The sequence below is a fragment of the Rhodococcus sp. 14-2470-1a genome, from assembly GCF_002259425.1.
Lineage (GTDB): Bacteria > Actinomycetota > Actinomycetes > Mycobacteriales > Mycobacteriaceae > Rhodococcoides > Rhodococcoides fascians_E.
The window spans coordinates 284,765-300,685 of the sequence record NZ_NPFZ01000014.1 but is presented as its reverse complement, the minus strand read 5'-3'; the positions used below and the strand labels follow the sequence as shown (position 1 = coordinate 300,685).

General features: G+C 65.0%; 18 protein-coding genes. 2 read left to right on the top strand and 16 right to left on the bottom strand.

The window, feature by feature from the left end; all coding sequences use genetic code 11:
• Nucleotides 1–110 precede the first annotated feature (110 nt).
• Entirely contained in the window at nucleotides 111–383 is a 273-nt protein-coding gene (locus CH292_RS07755; protein ID WP_026348038.1) for a glutaredoxin family protein, read from the bottom strand.
• A 442-nt stretch (nucleotides 384–825) separates the two neighbouring features.
• On the opposite strand from CH292_RS07755, the gene CH292_RS07750 reads away from it, so the two are divergent.
• Nucleotides 826–1,752, top strand: coding sequence for an HAD family phosphatase (locus CH292_RS07750; RefSeq protein WP_230594353.1), 927 nt, complete (start codon nucleotides 826–828; stop codon nucleotides 1,750–1,752).
• A gap of 7 nt (nucleotides 1,753–1,759) precedes the next feature.
• Here CH292_RS07750 and CH292_RS07745 read toward each other — a convergent pair whose 3' ends face one another.
• From CH292_RS07745 to CH292_RS07700, 10 genes are all read right to left on the bottom strand, one after another.
• Nucleotides 1,760–2,248 carry a GNAT family N-acetyltransferase gene (locus CH292_RS07745; protein WP_019666509.1) on the bottom strand — a complete coding sequence of 163 codons (489 nt, stop codon included), beginning with the start codon at nucleotides 2,246–2,248 and terminating at the stop codon, nucleotides 1,760–1,762.
• Between the two features lie 17 nt (nucleotides 2,249–2,265).
• Nucleotides 2,266–3,354: a lysophospholipid acyltransferase family protein gene (locus CH292_RS07740; protein WP_019666510.1), complete on the bottom strand. Its 1,089-nt coding sequence runs from the start codon at nucleotides 3,352–3,354 to the stop codon at nucleotides 2,266–2,268.
• Nucleotides 3,351–4,463, bottom strand: a complete 1,113-nt coding sequence (locus CH292_RS07735; protein ID WP_170947532.1) for an NAD-dependent epimerase/dehydratase family protein — start codon at nucleotides 4,461–4,463, stop codon at nucleotides 3,351–3,353. Before CH292_RS07735 ends, CH292_RS07740 begins: the two co-directional genes overlap by 4 nt.
• Before the next feature lie 145 nt (nucleotides 4,464–4,608).
• Nucleotides 4,609–4,710 carry a 30S ribosomal protein bS22 gene (locus CH292_RS07730; protein ID WP_003402602.1) on the bottom strand — a complete coding sequence of 34 codons (102 nt, stop codon included), beginning with the start codon at nucleotides 4,708–4,710 and terminating at the stop codon, nucleotides 4,609–4,611.
• A gap of 285 nt (nucleotides 4,711–4,995) precedes the next feature.
• Nucleotides 4,996–5,232 (bottom strand): helix-turn-helix domain-containing protein, encoded by a 237-nt coding sequence (locus CH292_RS07725; protein WP_019666513.1) that lies wholly within the window; start codon nucleotides 5,230–5,232, stop codon nucleotides 4,996–4,998.
• Nucleotides 5,233–5,359: 127 nt separating this feature from the next.
• Entirely contained in the window at nucleotides 5,360–6,175 is an 816-nt protein-coding gene (gene proC / locus CH292_RS07720; protein ID WP_019666514.1) for a pyrroline-5-carboxylate reductase, read from the bottom strand.
• A 40-nt stretch (nucleotides 6,176–6,215) separates the two neighbouring features.
• Complete coding sequence (locus CH292_RS07715) at nucleotides 6,216–7,046, bottom strand: thioesterase family protein (RefSeq protein ID WP_019666515.1); 831 nt, start codon at nucleotides 7,044–7,046, stop codon at nucleotides 6,216–6,218.
• 38 nt (nucleotides 7,047–7,084) lie between these two features.
• Nucleotides 7,085–7,921, bottom strand: a complete 837-nt coding sequence (locus tag CH292_RS07710) for a sugar phosphate isomerase/epimerase (RefSeq protein ID WP_052062070.1) — start codon at nucleotides 7,919–7,921, stop codon at nucleotides 7,085–7,087.
• 11 nt (nucleotides 7,922–7,932) lie between these two features.
• Nucleotides 7,933–9,027, bottom strand: a complete 1,095-nt coding sequence (locus CH292_RS07705) for a hypothetical protein (protein ID WP_019666517.1) — start codon at nucleotides 9,025–9,027, stop codon at nucleotides 7,933–7,935.
• Nucleotides 9,024–9,977, bottom strand: coding sequence for a Ppx/GppA phosphatase family protein (locus CH292_RS07700; protein ID WP_026348041.1), 954 nt, complete (start codon nucleotides 9,975–9,977; stop codon nucleotides 9,024–9,026). Before CH292_RS07700 ends, CH292_RS07705 begins: the two co-directional genes overlap by 4 nt.
• A 33-nt stretch (nucleotides 9,978–10,010) precedes the next feature.
• On the opposite strand from CH292_RS07700, the gene CH292_RS07695 reads away from it, so the two are divergent.
• The gene (locus CH292_RS07695) at nucleotides 10,011–10,811 is read left to right on the top strand and encodes a hypothetical protein (protein WP_020112528.1); all 801 of its coding nucleotides are present in this window, start codon (nucleotides 10,011–10,013) and stop codon (nucleotides 10,809–10,811) included.
• Between the two features lie 62 nt (nucleotides 10,812–10,873).
• On the opposite strand, the gene CH292_RS07690 is transcribed toward CH292_RS07695, so the two are convergent.
• The 5 genes from CH292_RS07690 to CH292_RS07670 all read right to left on the bottom strand — a co-directional run bounded on the left by CH292_RS07690 (nucleotide 10,874) and on the right by CH292_RS07670 (nucleotide 15,890).
• A complete protein-coding gene (locus CH292_RS07690) occupies nucleotides 10,874–11,899 on the bottom strand; it encodes an NAD(P)-dependent alcohol dehydrogenase (protein WP_019666520.1) in 1,026 nt (341 codons plus the stop codon).
• A 97-nt stretch (nucleotides 11,900–11,996) separates the two neighbouring features.
• Nucleotides 11,997–12,686, bottom strand: a complete 690-nt coding sequence (locus tag CH292_RS07685) for a response regulator transcription factor (protein WP_019666521.1) — start codon at nucleotides 12,684–12,686, stop codon at nucleotides 11,997–11,999.
• On the bottom strand, nucleotides 12,683–13,858 hold the full coding sequence (locus tag CH292_RS07680; RefSeq protein WP_019666522.1) for a cell wall metabolism sensor histidine kinase WalK: 1,176 nt from the start codon (nucleotides 13,856–13,858) through the stop codon (nucleotides 12,683–12,685). The genes CH292_RS07685 and CH292_RS07680 overlap by 4 nt, the downstream gene beginning before the upstream one ends.
• 119 nt (nucleotides 13,859–13,977) lie before the next feature.
• Entirely contained in the window at nucleotides 13,978–14,733 is a 756-nt protein-coding gene (locus CH292_RS07675) for a phosphoglyceromutase (RefSeq protein ID WP_019666523.1), read from the bottom strand.
• On the bottom strand, nucleotides 14,730–15,890 hold the full coding sequence (locus CH292_RS07670; protein WP_094654437.1) for a low temperature requirement protein A: 1,161 nt from the start codon (nucleotides 15,888–15,890) through the stop codon (nucleotides 14,730–14,732). Before CH292_RS07670 ends, CH292_RS07675 begins: the two co-directional genes overlap by 4 nt.
• Between the last annotated feature and the right edge of the window lie 31 nt (nucleotides 15,891–15,921).

Genomic DNA, 15,921 nt, shown 5'->3' with positions numbered 1-15,921 from the left:
TTCCATTCCTGCGCCGACACCACGGTAACTGCTTGTGAACGAATGAACAAAGTCGCTGCATCCGTGCTAGAGGGGCTCTCACCTGCAAAGCGAGCACCGACGGCCCGTTATTAGGGTGCCCTTCTGGCTGCGAGATCGGCACGTAGACGTGGTTCGTCGACCTCCCAGTAACTGTGTTCGCGGCCGTCGAGCAGCACGACAGGGACGCGGTCGCCGTACTCCGCGCGCAGGTCAGGCATAGTTTTCGCGACTTCGTCGACGTCGGTGGACGTCGGCGTCACCCCGAACTCGCTGCAGACCGCCACCAATCGCTCGAAGGCGGCCACACATGTGTGACATCCGGCTCGGGTGAGAAGAACCACGGTGGGACCAGCTGTAGTCATACCGTCCACCCTCTCACCCACAGTAGAGAGACGAAGGTCACACAGGAGTGGAGCCTGCAGGAACGACCCGGTCGCACAGGAGTGGAGCCTGCAGGAACGACCCGGTCACACAGGAGTGAAGCCTGCGGGAACGACCCGGTCGTACAGGAGTGGAGCCTGCGGGAACGACCCGGTCGTACAGGAGTGGAGCCTGCAGGAACGACCCGGTCGCACGTGAGTGGAGCCTGCAGGTCCTCGGTGGGGGTGACCGAGTGCGAGGGATTCCCCGCGGAGAGCTACGGACTAGGGTTTGGGGCAGTGCTCGAACATGGAGGTGCGCGTGATGAGCAACGGGGGTTCCGAGACGCCTGGAAGTACTCCTGACGGCCCGCTCGGGAGCAGCGACCCGGACACGAGCGCCGAGACGCCCGACCTTCCCATCACCGAGGTGCCGGACGAGGTCATGGTCGACACGGAGCATCCGCGGGAGGACAAGCGCCGCAAGCGGCGACTCCGTAATCCACTCGGTCCGTCGGATGCACAGGTGCGCGCGAATGTCGCAGGCGAGGCCAGTGCCGATGCTGCGATAGCGCTGCAGGCCGAGTCGGGAGGTTCGGTCCCACTCGACCTCACCGCGGCAGCGTTCTTCGACGTCGACAACACGATGGTGCAGGGTGCGTCGATCATTCACTTCGCGCGCGGGCTCGCAGCGCGCAAGTACTTCACCAGTAGCGACCTAGCGCAGTTCGCCTGGCAGCAGGTCAAGTTCCGGGTCAGCGGCAAGGAGAACAGCGACGACGTCGCGAGCGGCCGCGAGAAGGCGCTGTCCTTCATCAAGGGTCGCTCCACCGCGGAGCTGCGTCTGCTCGGCGAGGAGATCTACGACGAACTGATCGCGGACAAGATCTGGCCGGGCACCGCAGCACTCGCTCAGATGCACCTCGACGCCGGCCAACAGGTGTGGCTGGTGACCGCGACCCCGCTCGAGTTGGCCCAGATCATCGCCGAACGCCTCGGTCTCACCGGCGCGCTGGGAACCGTGGCCGAGAGCAACGACGGCATCTTCACCGGCAGGCTCGTCGGCGACATCCTGCACGGTCTCGGCAAGGCTCACGCCGTCCGCACCCTGGCCGTACGCGAGGGCCTCAACCTCAAGCGGTGTACCGCGTACTCCGACAGTCACAACGACGTGCCGATGCTCTCGCTCGTCGGAACTGCAGTTGCAGTCAATCCCGACGCGGACCTGCGCGAGCTGGCGAAGAATCGGGGCTGGGAGATCCGCGACTTCCGCACCGGCCGCAAGGCGGCCAAGATCGGCGTCCCGACGGCCCTCGCGCTCGGTGCCGTCGGCGGCGGCCTCGCCGCGGTCATCGGCCGCCGCCGAGCCTGAGCAGGCGTTAGAGCGTCAACTGCATCAAGGTGAGATCGAGCCACCGGTCGAACTTGATGCCGACCTCGGGCATCTGCCCGACGGTGACGAATCCGAACTTCTCGTGCAGCGCTATCGACGTCGTGTTTCGTGATTCGATGACCCCGACGAGCGCATGGATCCCCGCGGCGGATGCCCGGGCGATCAGTTCGGCCATCAAGGCGCTGGCGATTCCGCGACGGTGGAAGTCGCTACCGACGTACACGGAATGTTCGACGGTGAGACGGTATCCGCTCTTCGGGCGCCACTGCGCGTACGACGCATACCCCGCGACTGCGCCGTCGACGACTGCGGTGAGCACGGGGTATCCGGCGCGGAGTCGGCCGTCGAGCCAGTCCATCCGCTCGTCGAGACCGACTTCGGTTTCGTCCCAGATTGCCGTCGTGTTCCGGATGGCGTCGTTGTGGATGTCGAGAATCGACGGGAGATCTTCGGTGACGGTGTCTCTGATCAGCACACCGGCGAGGTTACTGCCTACCCGAGAAAGACATTGCGGCGCTTGGCCAGCAGTCGGTACAGGGTGTGCTGGATGGTTTCACGGACGTGGTCGGTCAGTTCGAACAACACCATCGGGTCCTCCGACGCCTGCGCGTCGTACGAGTCGGTGTAGATCGGCTTACCGAATTCGATGTACCACTTCGACGGCAACGGAACGAGACCGAGCGGCCCGAGATGCGGAAAGAACGGCGTGACCGGGAAGTACGGCATACCCATCAGACGTGCGAGCGGCGTGATGTCGCCGATCTTCGGATAGATCTCCTCCGAACCGACGATGGAGCACGGAATGATCGGCGCACCGGTTTTCAGAGCGGCGGACACGAATCCGCCGCGACCGAACCGCTGCAGCTTGTACCGCTCGCTGAACGGCTTGCCGATGCCCTTGAACCCCTCGGGGAACACCGCAGCGACCTCACCCATACGAAGCAGACGTTCTGCGTCCGGGTTGCAGGCGAGGGTGTGCCCGGCCTTTCGAGCGATGGTTCCGACGCCCGGCATCTCGAACGCCATGTCGGCGGCCAACATTCGCAACGGGCGGTGCGCAGGATGGTGGTCACGGACGGCGACCGACGTCATCAGCGCGTCGACGGGAATGACCCCTGCGTGGTTGGCGACGACGAGCGCGCCACCGTCGTCGGGGATGTTCTCGATTCCCTTGATCTCGACACGGAACCATTTGTCGAACAGAGGTCGCAGCAGCGGCAGCCAGACGGCGTCGGCGAAATGAGGATCGTATCCGAACTCGTCGACCGTGTAATCGCCCGCGAGACGGCGGCGCACGAATTCCGCTGTCTCCGAGATGGTGTCGACGATCTTCGCCTTGACGTCGTCGATTTGTGACGGCTCCGTCGCCGCGGTGGGGTGGGCCGTGGATTCGGTCGGCGTGAGCAGTGGGATCGGCGGCGTCGGCTCGGCGTACGACGACGGGTGTCTGCTACGGCTGCTCGCCGCACCGGTATCGGCACGGTTGTTGTCGGCACGTGCGCGGGCGGCGCGCTCTCGACCGGCTCCGTCGCGTCCGGAACCGGTGCCGTGCAGCGGGATTACCTTCGCCACCTCGTTCACCCCTCCCGTCCTGAACCCGACACAGCCGTCAGTGCTGCCTTGGTGACGGCAGCGCCGCCGTCGACTGCGCGCAGTGCGTGCTGTTCCACCGAATCGACCCATTCCGTGCGAAGTACCGGCCGTAGCGCCGCGCCTCGAACGAAATCGTCGAATGCCTGAACCGTAGTCCATCGAGGCTCGAATCCGAGGTCCGATCGCATACGAGTGGTGTCGAGTCCGCAGCCGAAGTGGAAGTAGTCCAACTGTTCGGTTGTGAACTCCCGCATCATCGATCCCATGAGGGCGCGCCCGACGCTCTTGAACAGCGCGAACGGGACGGGTACCTCGATACGGCCTGCGCGTCTGATGGCCTGCGACAGCATGATGGTGCCGTCTGCGCCGACGTTGAAGGTGCCCGCGGGACCGCTGACGGTGGCTCGTTCGAGCGCGGCGAGTGCGTCCTCCTCGTGCAGCAGCTGCATCCTCGCGTCGCGGCCGATGATGCTGGGAATGATCGGAGACGTCATGTATCGCGAGATGGACCCGTTCAGTCGTGGACCGATCAGCGGAGCCATCCGCAGGATCGACACGGCGATGTCCGGGCGTCGCCGACCGAGGCCGCGGATGTAGCCCTCGATGTCGATCGTGTCCCGGGCGAATGCTCCGGACGGCGGCCGCCTGGCGCTCATCTCCTCGGTGAACTTCACCGGATCCTTCGCACTGCAGCCGTACACCGAGGACGAGGAACGGAGGACCACCTTCTGTACCGACGGAGACTTCTGGCACACGGCGAACAGCTGCATGGCGCCGATGACGTTGAGGTCCTTCATCGTGGCGCGACCACCCGAGCGGGGCGGTTTGGTGATGGTGGCGGCGTGCACCACCGTGTCCACGTTGGCGTTCCGGAGGACCTTGCCGATCAGCGGGTTGCGGATGTCGGCGCGCACGAATTCCGCGCGGCCCATGCGTCGCAACAGGTCTTTGCTCGGTGACTGTGCGTCGACGGCGATGACGCGCTCGACAGCCGGGTTCTGCGCAAGTCTGGTGACGAGATATCCGCCGAGGAAGCGGCTCGCGCCGGTGACCAGCACTACCTTCGGCGCCGCGACGCCTCGCTCGTTCGAAGTCACTCACACCCCCGATTGATTACCGCTGGCGGCAAGCCTACTGGAATCCGCGGAAGATGCGAGGACAGTGGAAAACGCAACAAGCGGTCCCATGACACACGAAAGGCCCGACACCTCCTGCGAGGTGACGGGCCCGTCGAGACGAGATTTACTTGCCGAGTTTCCTGCGCTGAACGCGGGTACGGCGAAGCAGCTTGCGGTGCTTCTTCTTCGACATGCGCTTGCGACGCTTCTTGATCACTGAACCCATGGCGGGTGTCCTCACGTTCTTCTCTAGCGTTTCGCGCACGCAAGTTGCGTACGCCTACCTGGCAGCCTCGAACCCATCCGCCCACGTACTGCGGACCGAGCCGTCGATCCCCAAGCTGGCGCTCGGGCCTCGTTTGCCGAAGCTCGATGCAACCGACGAAGCTCTTGAAGCTCCTGGCACGAGTGTCGATATTACTCGACCACGACGAAACCTCACCTTACCGGGGTGGACCTGGTTCCACGAAACCGGCTCGGCGAGGTGTACCGCCGACGACTCTCGGGCCGCTCAGCCTGCGTCGAAGTACGAGGTCTCGAGGTAATCGTGCACAGCCTTGGCATGCACACGGAACGATCGACCCACTCGCACAGCAGGCAATTCTCCGCCGTGCACCAATCGGTACACAGTCATTTTCGACACCCTCATCAGGGTCGCGACCTCCGCGACCGTGAGGAACTGCGTTCCAGCGACAGCTGACTGTCCGTCCTGGGACGCACTCTTGACCGGCTTGTTTGCAGGCACCATCAATCCACTTACCTCCGGCACGTCTCGCGCGGCAGGCTTCCCCTCCTGCCGAACAGACACGCACGTGCTACCTGTGAGCTTAACGTGACCAATGGGGTTACTGCGACGGGTGTAGGGAACTGATTTTTTATTCTGGTGTGACGCCCATCTCAGCTGCACGATCGTTGGCTGCGGACAACGCGTCGAAGAACGCAGTCCGTAGACCGCCCTCCTCGAGCCGGCGCACCGCTGCCGCCGTCGTTCCCCCAGGTGAGGTCACTGCGTAGCGCAGCTCGGTCGGGGTGTCGTCGGAGCGATCCAGCATCGCACCCGAGCCGATCATCGTCTGAACGACGAGCGCCGACGCCACGTCGCGTGGCAGCCCCAATCCGACACCGGCGTCGATCATCGCCTCGGCGACGAGAAAGAAGTACGCCGGACCCGAACCCGACACCGCGGTCACCGCGTCGAGCTGATTCTCCTTGACGACGACGACCTTGCCCACCGAGGACAGGATCTTCTCGACCAGTTCGAGGTGTTCGGTCTTGGCGTACCGGCCGGGCGCGAGGACGCTGACGCCCTCGCCGACGAGCATCGGTGTGTTCGGCATGACTCGGACGACGGGAAAACCTGCGGGCAGCTTCGGCTCGAACTTCGACGTCGGGACTCCGGCGGCCAACGACACGATCAGCTGTTCACGCTCGCCGTCCAGGTCGATCTTCGCGACCTCGGTGATGACGCCGTCGACGTCGCCCGGCTTCACGGCGAGAACGATGACGTCCGCGTTCTCCGACGCCTCCGAGATCGAGGTCGTGAGGATTCCGAAGGTGGATGCAAGCTCGGCCGCCCGGGCCTCGAACTTCTCGGCGACCACCAGGTCGCGGACTGCGTGGCCTGCTTCGAGCAGTCCGGCGATCAGCGCCTCGCCGATCCGCCCGCCTCCGATTACTGCAATTCTCGTCATGGGTGACAAGCGTAGATTGCGGCCCGGAAGTCGCCGAACGCTACCGGGGCACCATCGCCAACTGCCTGCTCTGCACGACGACGTCGCCCGTCTCGTCGAGTACCAGGTGATCCTCCTCGAACCACGTTCCGCCGATGACGGTGCTGCTCGCGGCGACCCGGAGCCATCCCGGTGCAGGCTGCTTGCGCAGGTAGGTCGTCAACTGCACAGTCGGCGCCCAGCCGAACATTCCTCGGTTCATCGTCACGGGTGCGCAGATGTCGCCCGTCATCAGCGCGAACAGGGCTGCCGTGTCCACGTCGTTCTCGTCGCCCGGTCGGGGCCTGACCCACATGCGAACTTCGGGTTCGCCCTGCTGCCCCGTGAGGAAGTGCGCCGACGTCGGGTCGATCCGCATCTCGCACCCCTGCGCCAGGTGCACGATCGACGCCATCGGATGCTCGCCGCCGATCGCGTCCGTCTCCGGCGGCGGCGCGGCAGGCATCGACGCCAGCGACGATTCCACCGTGTGCCGGGGGGTGTCGGTGTCCGGCCGCCCCAGGGTGACGACTGCACGAACCGCGGCCCGTCCGCCCTGCGTCATCTCGACGTCGACGTGCGAGACCTGCTTTCCGCGTTTGCGAAGTACTGCGGTCAGGTGCACCTCACCCGGGTCGGGTGCGCTGAGGTAGCTGACACTGACGGCAAGTGGCTGTACTCCCTCGTCCCCCAGCTGCGCCTTCGCTGCGGCGGCGCACGTCGCCAGCATCGTGCCTCCGTGCACCTTCGGCCCGATCGTCCAGATCGAATCGATGACCGCGCCGTAGCTGCCTTCGAACTCGGATCTCTCCAGCGGGGTCAACGTCGTCGCCGCGGCGAAGGGGCTGGTCATCGGTGGTGTGCCTTTCGAATCGGGACGTACTGGTGCGCTCACGCCAGGTGGCGGCGTGCGAACGCGAGGGCCTGGCCGAGCATCGATGCTCTCTCCGGCAGAGTTCGTGCGTTCTGAGTGTTGATCTCGATCACCGCCTGCCCGCGGAAGCCGCGGCGAACCAACTCGGCGCAGACCTGTGCGCACGGCTGATCTCCGTGGCCCGGGATCAGATGCTCGTCGATCGACGCGCCCCGACCGTCGGCGAGATGCAGGTGCGCGAGCCCGTCGCCCATTCGGTCCATCATGTCGACGGCGTCGGTCCCGGCGGTCGCGGTGTGCGACAGGTCGAGGGTGTAATGCGCGTGGCCGGAATCCGTCGGATCGTACGAGGGCGCGAATGCCGACACCGCAGCCCCCGGCCCACCACGCTTGCGGAGCCTCGCCGCCGAGCCTTCCTTGCGCCCGAAGAATCGGTCCGCGCGCATCGGGAACATGTTCTCCACGGCCACCACGACCTCGGACGCGGATTCCAGCTCGGCGACCTGGTCACCGAAGCCCTCGGCGTACTTCTTCTGCCACCGGAACGGCGGATGGACGACGACGGTCGCCGCACCCAACTGCTCCGCCGTACGCACCGAACGCTCGAGCTTCGCCACCGGATCCGCACCCCACACGCGTTGCGAGATGAGCAGGCACGGCGCGTGGATCGCCAGGACCGGGACGCCGTATTTGCGGGTCAACGCCCGTACGGCCTCCGCATCCTGGCTCACCGACTCCGCCCAGACCATCAGCTCGATGCCGTCGTAACCCAACTCGGCGGCGTATCGAAACGCCGCTTCGGTGTTCTGCGGATACACCGAGGCAGTGGACAACCCGACAGCTACGCCCGACACCCGAGCGCCTGTCAGCCAGTACTCAGTTGAAACGCCAATGGACCGAGCGTCACGAACACACCGACCACAACGGCGATCACCATGCTGACGAGGTCGTCGGTGCGGCGCAGGATCCGCACGACGGCAACGAGACCGACGATCACCAGAACCGCGAGAACGAGCGCCACCCACGGCAGGACGTCCCACAGCCTTTCGAAGCCCTTGAACAACAGCGCGCCGACGACCACCGCCACAACACCCTGGCCTGCGAGCCCGAGCCACTGCTTGGCGGCATCCTTCTTCTCGGCTCTCGGCTGCGACTCGTCCGTCTCCTCGACGCTCTCGGCGGAGGCGTCCCTGTCCGCGACAGTGCTGTTCTCGGCAGTGCTGTCCTCGGCTGGAGCGTCCTCGGTGTCGGCGAGCGCGGCGACCTTCTTCACCAGGTCAGGAGTCTGCGTCGTCTCCTCCTCGGCGAGCGCTTTCTCGTCTGCGTCGTCACGTCGAGCGAACGCACGCGTCGCTGGGCTCGACGTTGCTGCCGGTGTGGACGTGACTGCCGGGCCTGCCGCCTTCGGGGGCACAACAGGCTTGGGCGTGACGTCGGTCTTCGGTTCTGCGTCCGCAGGTGTCGCGGCGGACGGCTCCGGGCGCGACGGGCGGGGACGGGCCACGAATCCGGTCGTCTGCCTGCCGGACGTGGAACGTGAGGTCTCGTCGGGCGTGCGTCGACCCGCCGCGGGCACCGGACGCTGCGACGCCGTCGAGCCGTACGGTCGCCGCTCGTCGGCCTCGTCGTGAGCTCGGTTCATCAGGTCGCCGGCTGCCGTCGTCGATCCGGACAGCAACTCGGGTTCCGGTTCGTCGGTCTCGCGCGTGCGGACCGGCGCCGGGGCCTGCGCAGGCACCTGCTTGGAGTCCGTGGCGATCACCGGGGCCTCGTCGGATGCGGGCTCGGCGCGGACGACGGGAATTTCGCCGGTCAGTTCCGCTACGGAGATGCCGCCCTTGACGCCGCGTCGACGGCGTCCACCGGTGCTCGACGACGTCGACTTCTGTCCGTTGCGAGCGAGCAGTTCGGCTACGGAGATCTGTCCGGTGTCCTCCGGATCGGTGTTGTTCTCGCTCATGTCGACCGCACCACCAGATCGCCGTCCGTTTCGGTGTCCAGCTTCCGCAAAATCAAACCTTCCCTCAGCGCCCACGGGCATATCTCGATCTGCTCGACCGACAGTGCTCGCATACTCGCTTCTGCCACCAACGCCCCGGCCACCAATTGCGGTGATCGGTCGGCGCTGACTCCTTCCAATTCTGCACGGTCGGATGCAGTCATCCTCGTTATGAAGGCTATGAGTTGCCTGAGACCGTTCGCCGTCAGCGTCCGGGTCACTCGCGGACCTGCTGCCGACGGCGCCGCTCCGGTCAGCCGGGCGAGCGAGCGGAACGTTTTCGAAGTTCCGACGGCACGATCAGGTTCGCCAGCGGCCAGCAGTTCCTTCGCCGGGGTCGCGAGCTCGGCGTCGAGCCAGTCACGCAGGACCGCGACGCGACGCTTGCCCGGTGGGTCACCGTCGAGCCAATCCCTGGTCAAGCGGCCTGCGCCGAGTTGAAGGGAGAACGCGACGTCGGGGTCCTCGTCGGTTCCCGACGTCAGCTCGAGCGACCCTCCGCCGATGTCGAGATTCAGGATTCGTCCGGCGCTCCACCCGTACCAGCGGCGGACTGCGAGGAACGTCAGACGGGCTTCGTCGACACCGGACAACGTCTGCAGCGCGACGCCCGTTTCACGCTGAACGCGGGCCAGAACATCGTCGCTGTTGTGTGCGTCACGCACCGCCGACGTGGCGAAGGCCATGAGCTCCTCGCAACCGGACTTCGTCGCGATCGAGGCGAAGTCGCCTACCTCGTTCACCAGCCGGTCTGCGCCTTCGCGGGTGATGTTGCCGTCGGCGTCGGTGTTCTCGGACAGTCGCAGCGTGGCCTTCGACGAGCTCATCGGTGTGGGGTGACCACCGCGGTGCGCATCCACCACCAACAGATGCACCGTGTTGCTTCCGACGTCGAGCACCCCTAATCGCACAGGACCACGGTACTGGGTCTACCGTCGACACTTGTGACAGCAGGTAGTAAGCAGCACACCTTCGCCGCAGAAGTGGACCTGGATTTTCCTCGCGAATGGGTGGAATTCCCCGATCCGGACAACTCCGAACACATCATCGCCGCCGACCTGACGTGGTTGCTGTCCAACTGGACGTGTGTGTTCGGCACTCCCGCCTGCCAAGGAACCGTGGCCGGGCGCCCGGATGACGGCTGCTGTTCGCACGGCGCGTTTCTGTCCGACGACGACGACAAGAAGAAACTCGACGCGTCGGTGAAGATGCTGACGGCCGAGGATTGGCAGTTCAGGGACAAGGGACTCGGGAAGAAGGGGTACGTCGAGTACGACGATCTCGAGGACGAGCAGTCGCTGCGCACCCGTCGATACAAGGGTGCGTGCATCTTCCAGAACCGTCCGGGGTTCGCCGGCGGCATCGGATGCGCGCTGCATTCGATGGCGCTGCGCAAAGGCATCGAGCCACTGGAGGTCAAGCCGGATGTGTGCTGGCAGTTGCCGATTCGCCGCACTCAGGACTGGGTGACGCGCCCCGACGGCACCGAGGTTCTGAAGACGACCATCGGTGAGTACGACCGGCGCGGATGGGGCGAGGGCGGGCACGACCTGTCCTGGTACTGCTCGGGTTCCCCCGACGCGCACGTCGGCAGCAGGCAGGTGTTCGAGTCCTACGAGCCCGAGCTGACCGAGCTGCTCGGCAAGCCCGCGTACGACGAGTTGGCGTCGCTGTGCAAGCGGCGCCGCGGCCTCGGCCTCATCGCGGTGCACCCAGCGACTCGTGAGGCCCAGCGGACGAAGTAGGCCCTCTCCCCTACGTGAGTGGATATGTAGGCCAAGGCCTACATATCCACTCACAACGGACGTCAGGGCACGATTACCGCGCGGCCACGGATCTTGCCCGCGTGCAGGTTGTCGTACGCCTCGGTGGCGTTGTCCAGGCTGTACTTCTCGACGTGGATCTCGATGGCGCCGCGCTTGGCGAGCTCGACGACCTCCATCAGCTCGGCGCGCGAACCCCAGTTGATCGCACGTCCGGTGACGTCCAGTGGAACCGTCCGCTGCCCGATCGGCACCGCGCCACTTGCCACACCGATGACGACGACCTGTCCTGCGGTCGCGACCATCTTCGCGGCCAGATCCGCGGTGGGCTGGATGCCCACGAAGTCGAAGACCACGTCCGCGCCGAGGCCACGAGTGAGTCCCTTGACCGACTCGGCAGCCGCTGCGTCGGAGGTGAACGTGTGGTCGGCACCGACTTTCCTGGCGAACTCGAGCTGCTCCTCGCCCAGGTCGAGCGCGACCACCGTCGACTGCGTCAGCGCCTTGAGGATCTGGATGGCGACGTGCCCGAGACCACCCGCGCCGATCACCACGGCCGTCGTGCCGGGCGTCAGCTTGTTCAGCGCCGACTTGACCGCGCGATACGGCGTCAGGCCTGCGTCGGTGAGCGACACACTCGTCACGGGGTCGAGGTCACCCAGCGGGACGAGGTGGCGGGCGTCGTCGACGATCATGTACTCGGCCATGCCGCCGTCGCTGAAGATGCCGGGCGCGCGCATCCCCTTCTCGCAGTTCATCTCGTCGCCCTGTGCGCAGGCGTAGCAGCGGCCGCATCCCCAGGGTCCGTAGACGATGACGGATTCGCCGATCTCCACGTCGTGGACTCCACTGCCGACGGCTTCGACGACGCCTGCGACCTCGTGGCCGAGGGTCAGCGGGAGGGGCTTGAAGTAGTACTCCTCTTCGGAGACGCCCATGATGAATTCGTCGGAGTGACAGGCGCCTGCGGCCGTGACGCGAAGCAGAATCTCCGATGCACCGGGTGTGGGCTTGTCGATGTCGACGAGTTCGGGGCGGGATCCGATGGAGCGGTATTGAAGGGCCTTCATTACTTACTTCTTCCTCGATACAGTTTCAGTGCAATACCTGAATGTTAAACCTTCAAGTATCACCGATCCTGCGAGGGTGAGGCCCCATCCCTAGGATCTAGCCTTCGAGCTTGTAGCCCAGGCCTCGGACGGTCACGAGATGCTCCGGCTTGGCAGGGTCGTTCTCGATCTTCGACCGCAATCTCTTGACGTGCACGTCGAGGGTCTTGGTGTCTCCGACGTAGTCCGCGCCCCACACCCGGTCGATCAACTGTCCGCGGGTGAGGACCCGACCGGAGTTGCGGAGCAAGTACTCCAACAGATCGAATTCCTTGAGCGGCAACGTGATCTGTTCCGAGTTCACCAGGACGACGTGTCGTTCCACGTCCATGCGGACCGGGCCTGCCTCGAGCACACCGGTGTCCGCGGTGCCGTCGAGCTCGGCGTCGCTGCCCCGGCGGAGTACCGCGCGGATGCGGGCGATGAGCTCGCGCGCCGAATACGGTTTGGTGACGTAGTCGTCCGCACCCAGTTCCAGTCCGACGACCTTGTCGATCTCGCTGTCGCGTGCGGTCACCATGATCACCGGGACGCCGGACCGTGCACGCAGTTGCTTGCACACGTCGGTGCCGCTCATTCCCGGCAGCATCAGGTCGAGCAGCACGATGTCGGCGCCGGCCTTGTCGAACTCGGCCAGCGCGGAGGGTCCGTCGCCGACGACGGTGGCCTCGAAACCTTCCTTGCGCAGGAGAAAGGCCAGAGGGTCGGCCAACGATTCCTCGTCCTCGACGATCAAGACGTTGGTCACTGTTCTTCTCCTTCTAACGACGCGAGGTCGTCCTCTTCGAAATACGCAGGGATCTGCAGAGTGAATGTCGATCCGGTGCCGAGCTTGCTCCACAGCGAGATGCTCCCGTTGTGGTTGGCTGCGACGTGTTTGGCGATGGCCAGGCCGAGACCTGTGCCTCCTGTTGCCCGCGACCGTGCTTTGTCGACGCGGAAGAATCGTTCGAAGACCCGCTCCTGGTCTTCTTTCGCGATGCCGATTCCGCGGTCGGTGACCGCGAAGGCGACGCAGCTGCTTCGCAGTGCCCGCGACACCGATACCGGCGATCCGTCCGATGAGTAGGCGATGGCATTCTGGATCAGGTTGGCGAGCGCCGTCACCAGCAGTGCCTGGTCCCCCAGCACTTCGAGGCCGCTGGGGTGGTCGGTGGTGACGGTGATTCCCGCGTTCTCGGCGGCGATCTTCGACCGATCGAGAGCTTCGTTGACGACGGTATCGACGTCGACGACTTCGAGGTCGGGCAACTTCTCGGCGCCTTGGAGGCGGGAGAGCGCGATCAGCTCCGTCACCATGTTGCCGAGGCGCTTCGACTCTGCCACGACTTTTCCGCCGAAGTGGCGGACCGAATCGGGGTCGTCGGCGGACTCGAGCAGTGCCTCGGCCAGCAGGCTCATTGCGCCGACGGGCGTCTTGAGTTCGTGAGAGACGTTGGCGACGAAGTCCCGACGGGTCGCTTCCATCCGAACCTGTTCGGAATCGTCGTCGGCGAACAGCACGACGAAGCGTTGGTCTTCCTTGCTCAGCATCCGCGCCACACACCGCACGGCCATGCGATCTCGGCTGGTGGTGGTGCGGGCGTCCTTGGAGCTGATGTCGACTTCGACGGGGTGGCCGTCGGCGAGGACCTTCTGTGCGGCTTCCCATGCACGGTCGTCGATGAGGCGGTTACGCACCAGACCGAGCTCCTCGGCCCGTGGGTTGGACAGGACCACGTCGTGAAAGCGGTCGACGACGGCGATGCCGCTTTCCGACGCCAGGATGATCAGATCCAGTACCTGCGACATCGTCAGTCCCGACGTTGCGCGTGCGCGTTCGGAGTGACGTGTCGCGAGATAGGGGATCAGAACACCGCCGACGAGATATCCGACGAAGGCCGTGGCGATAGCCAGCAGTACGGCCGATGCAACACTCACACCGGAATCGTACGTTCGATGGACACCTCACATACGCAGGGTGCAGGCATTTCCCTGGTCGTCATAGTCCTCGTCGGCAGTGTTCTTCGATCGTTCACCTGCTGTTTCGGACCGGGGCCTTACTTGCCGCCCTGATTGGCGACCGCGGCGGCTCCTGCGGCGGCGGCTTCGGGGTCGAGGTATGTTCCGCCCGGGTTCGACGGCACCAGCTTGCCTTCGCCGTCGACGAAGTCGTACTGCAGGGGAATGCCCGTCGGGATGTTGAGGCCGGCGATGTCGGCGTCGGAGATCTCGTCGAGGTACTTCACGAGAGCGCGCAGCGAGTTGCCGTGTGCGGCGACGAGCACGTTCTTGCCCGCCTTCAGTTCGGCGACGATGACGTCTTCGAAGTACGGGATGAGCCGGTCGACGACGTCCTTCAGGCACTCGGTGAGTGGAACGCTGTCGAGGTCTGCGTATCGGGGATCGCTGTCCTGGCTGAATTCACTGCCTACCTCGATGGGCGGCGGCGGGGTGTCGTAGCTGCGACGCCACAGCATGAACTGCTCGTCGCCGTACTTGTCCTTCGTCTCAGCCTTGTTCAGTCCCTGCAGCGCGCCGTAGTGACGTTCGTTGAGTTTCCAGTCGCGGACGACGGGGATCCAGTGCCGGTCCGCGGCGTCGAGGGCGATGTTCGCGGTACTGATCGCGCGACGCAGCAGCGAGGTGTAAAGCACGTCGGGGAGCACGCCTGCTTCCTTCAGCAGCTCACCTGCGCGCTTGCCCTCTGCTTCGCCCTTGTCGGTGAGGCGAACGTCCTGCCACCCGGTGAACTGGTTCGACGCATTCCATTCGCTCTCGCCGTGGCGGAGCAGAATCAAGGTTCCGATACTCATGAGGAGAGTTTCTCATGCCCGGTTTCGTGGTGCGCCGCGTCGACGGGACGGTGTACGACGAGCACCGCCACGATCACCGCCATCACGACGGCCGTCAGCGTGATCGGGATGGGAATGACCGGGTCGAGGAGGACCAGGAGGGCGCCGACGGGAACGACGGTGTTGACGACGCGATCCGCGTTGTCCTTGATAGCGATGAACCAGATGCCGAGGACGAACACTGCGATGGGCACCGTCACGGTGAACGATGCGGCGACGTCGCCGAGCTCGCTGTGATGGGTCAGCACGTCGATCTCCACTTCGATGCCTGCCGAGAACGCGCCGGCCGCGGCGAAGATGAAGTAGTGCATGTAACCGTAGGTCAGTGACGTGCCGAATCCACCGATCGCACGGTGATGTGGCGGCCAGAAATAGATCCACCACAGTCCGGCGGTGACCACGAGCGTCAGCACCGAGATGGAGATCAGTGGCGCGAGCGCGGTCTCGTCGTGGAGAGCTTCGATGATGGCGTTGGCCGACGCGAGAAGTGATTCGCCGAGGAGGATGAGCGTGAACAGTCCGTATCGCTCGGTGATGTGATGCGGGTGCCACGGTGTTGTGCCACCGGACTTCTCGGCGACGACGGGAATCGAGATCTCCAGTGCCGCGAACACCACGAACAGAACGATCTGCACCGGACTCTGCGGGACCAGCAGCCACAGAACCCACAGCACTTGAACGGCCGCGATACCGGACGCGTAGATCAACGCCGTCTTCCGGTGCTCGGGCGCCCTCGACGCTCGAATCCACTGCGCCACCATCGCGATACGCATCACGACGTAGCCCAGCACCGGAATCGTGAAGTCCTTGTCGGTGAACGCCGGTTCGATTCCCGCGGCAAGCACGAGCACGCCCGCCATCTGCACCACCGTCAGTACGCGATACAGCCAATCGTCGGTGTCGAACGACGTCGCGAACCAGGTGAAGTTCATCCATGCCCACCAGATGGCGAAGAACACCATGAGGTAGCTGGCAATACCGTCGAGGACGTGGTTCTCGGTCAACGCGTGATGCAGCTGAACCGCCGCGATACTGACGGCGACCACGAACACCAGGTCGAAGAACAACTCCAGCGGACTCGCGGCGCGATGCGGTTCTGCTGCGTCACGCGGGCGCATGGGGTTGAGCCTGAACTTACTCGTCGGTTGG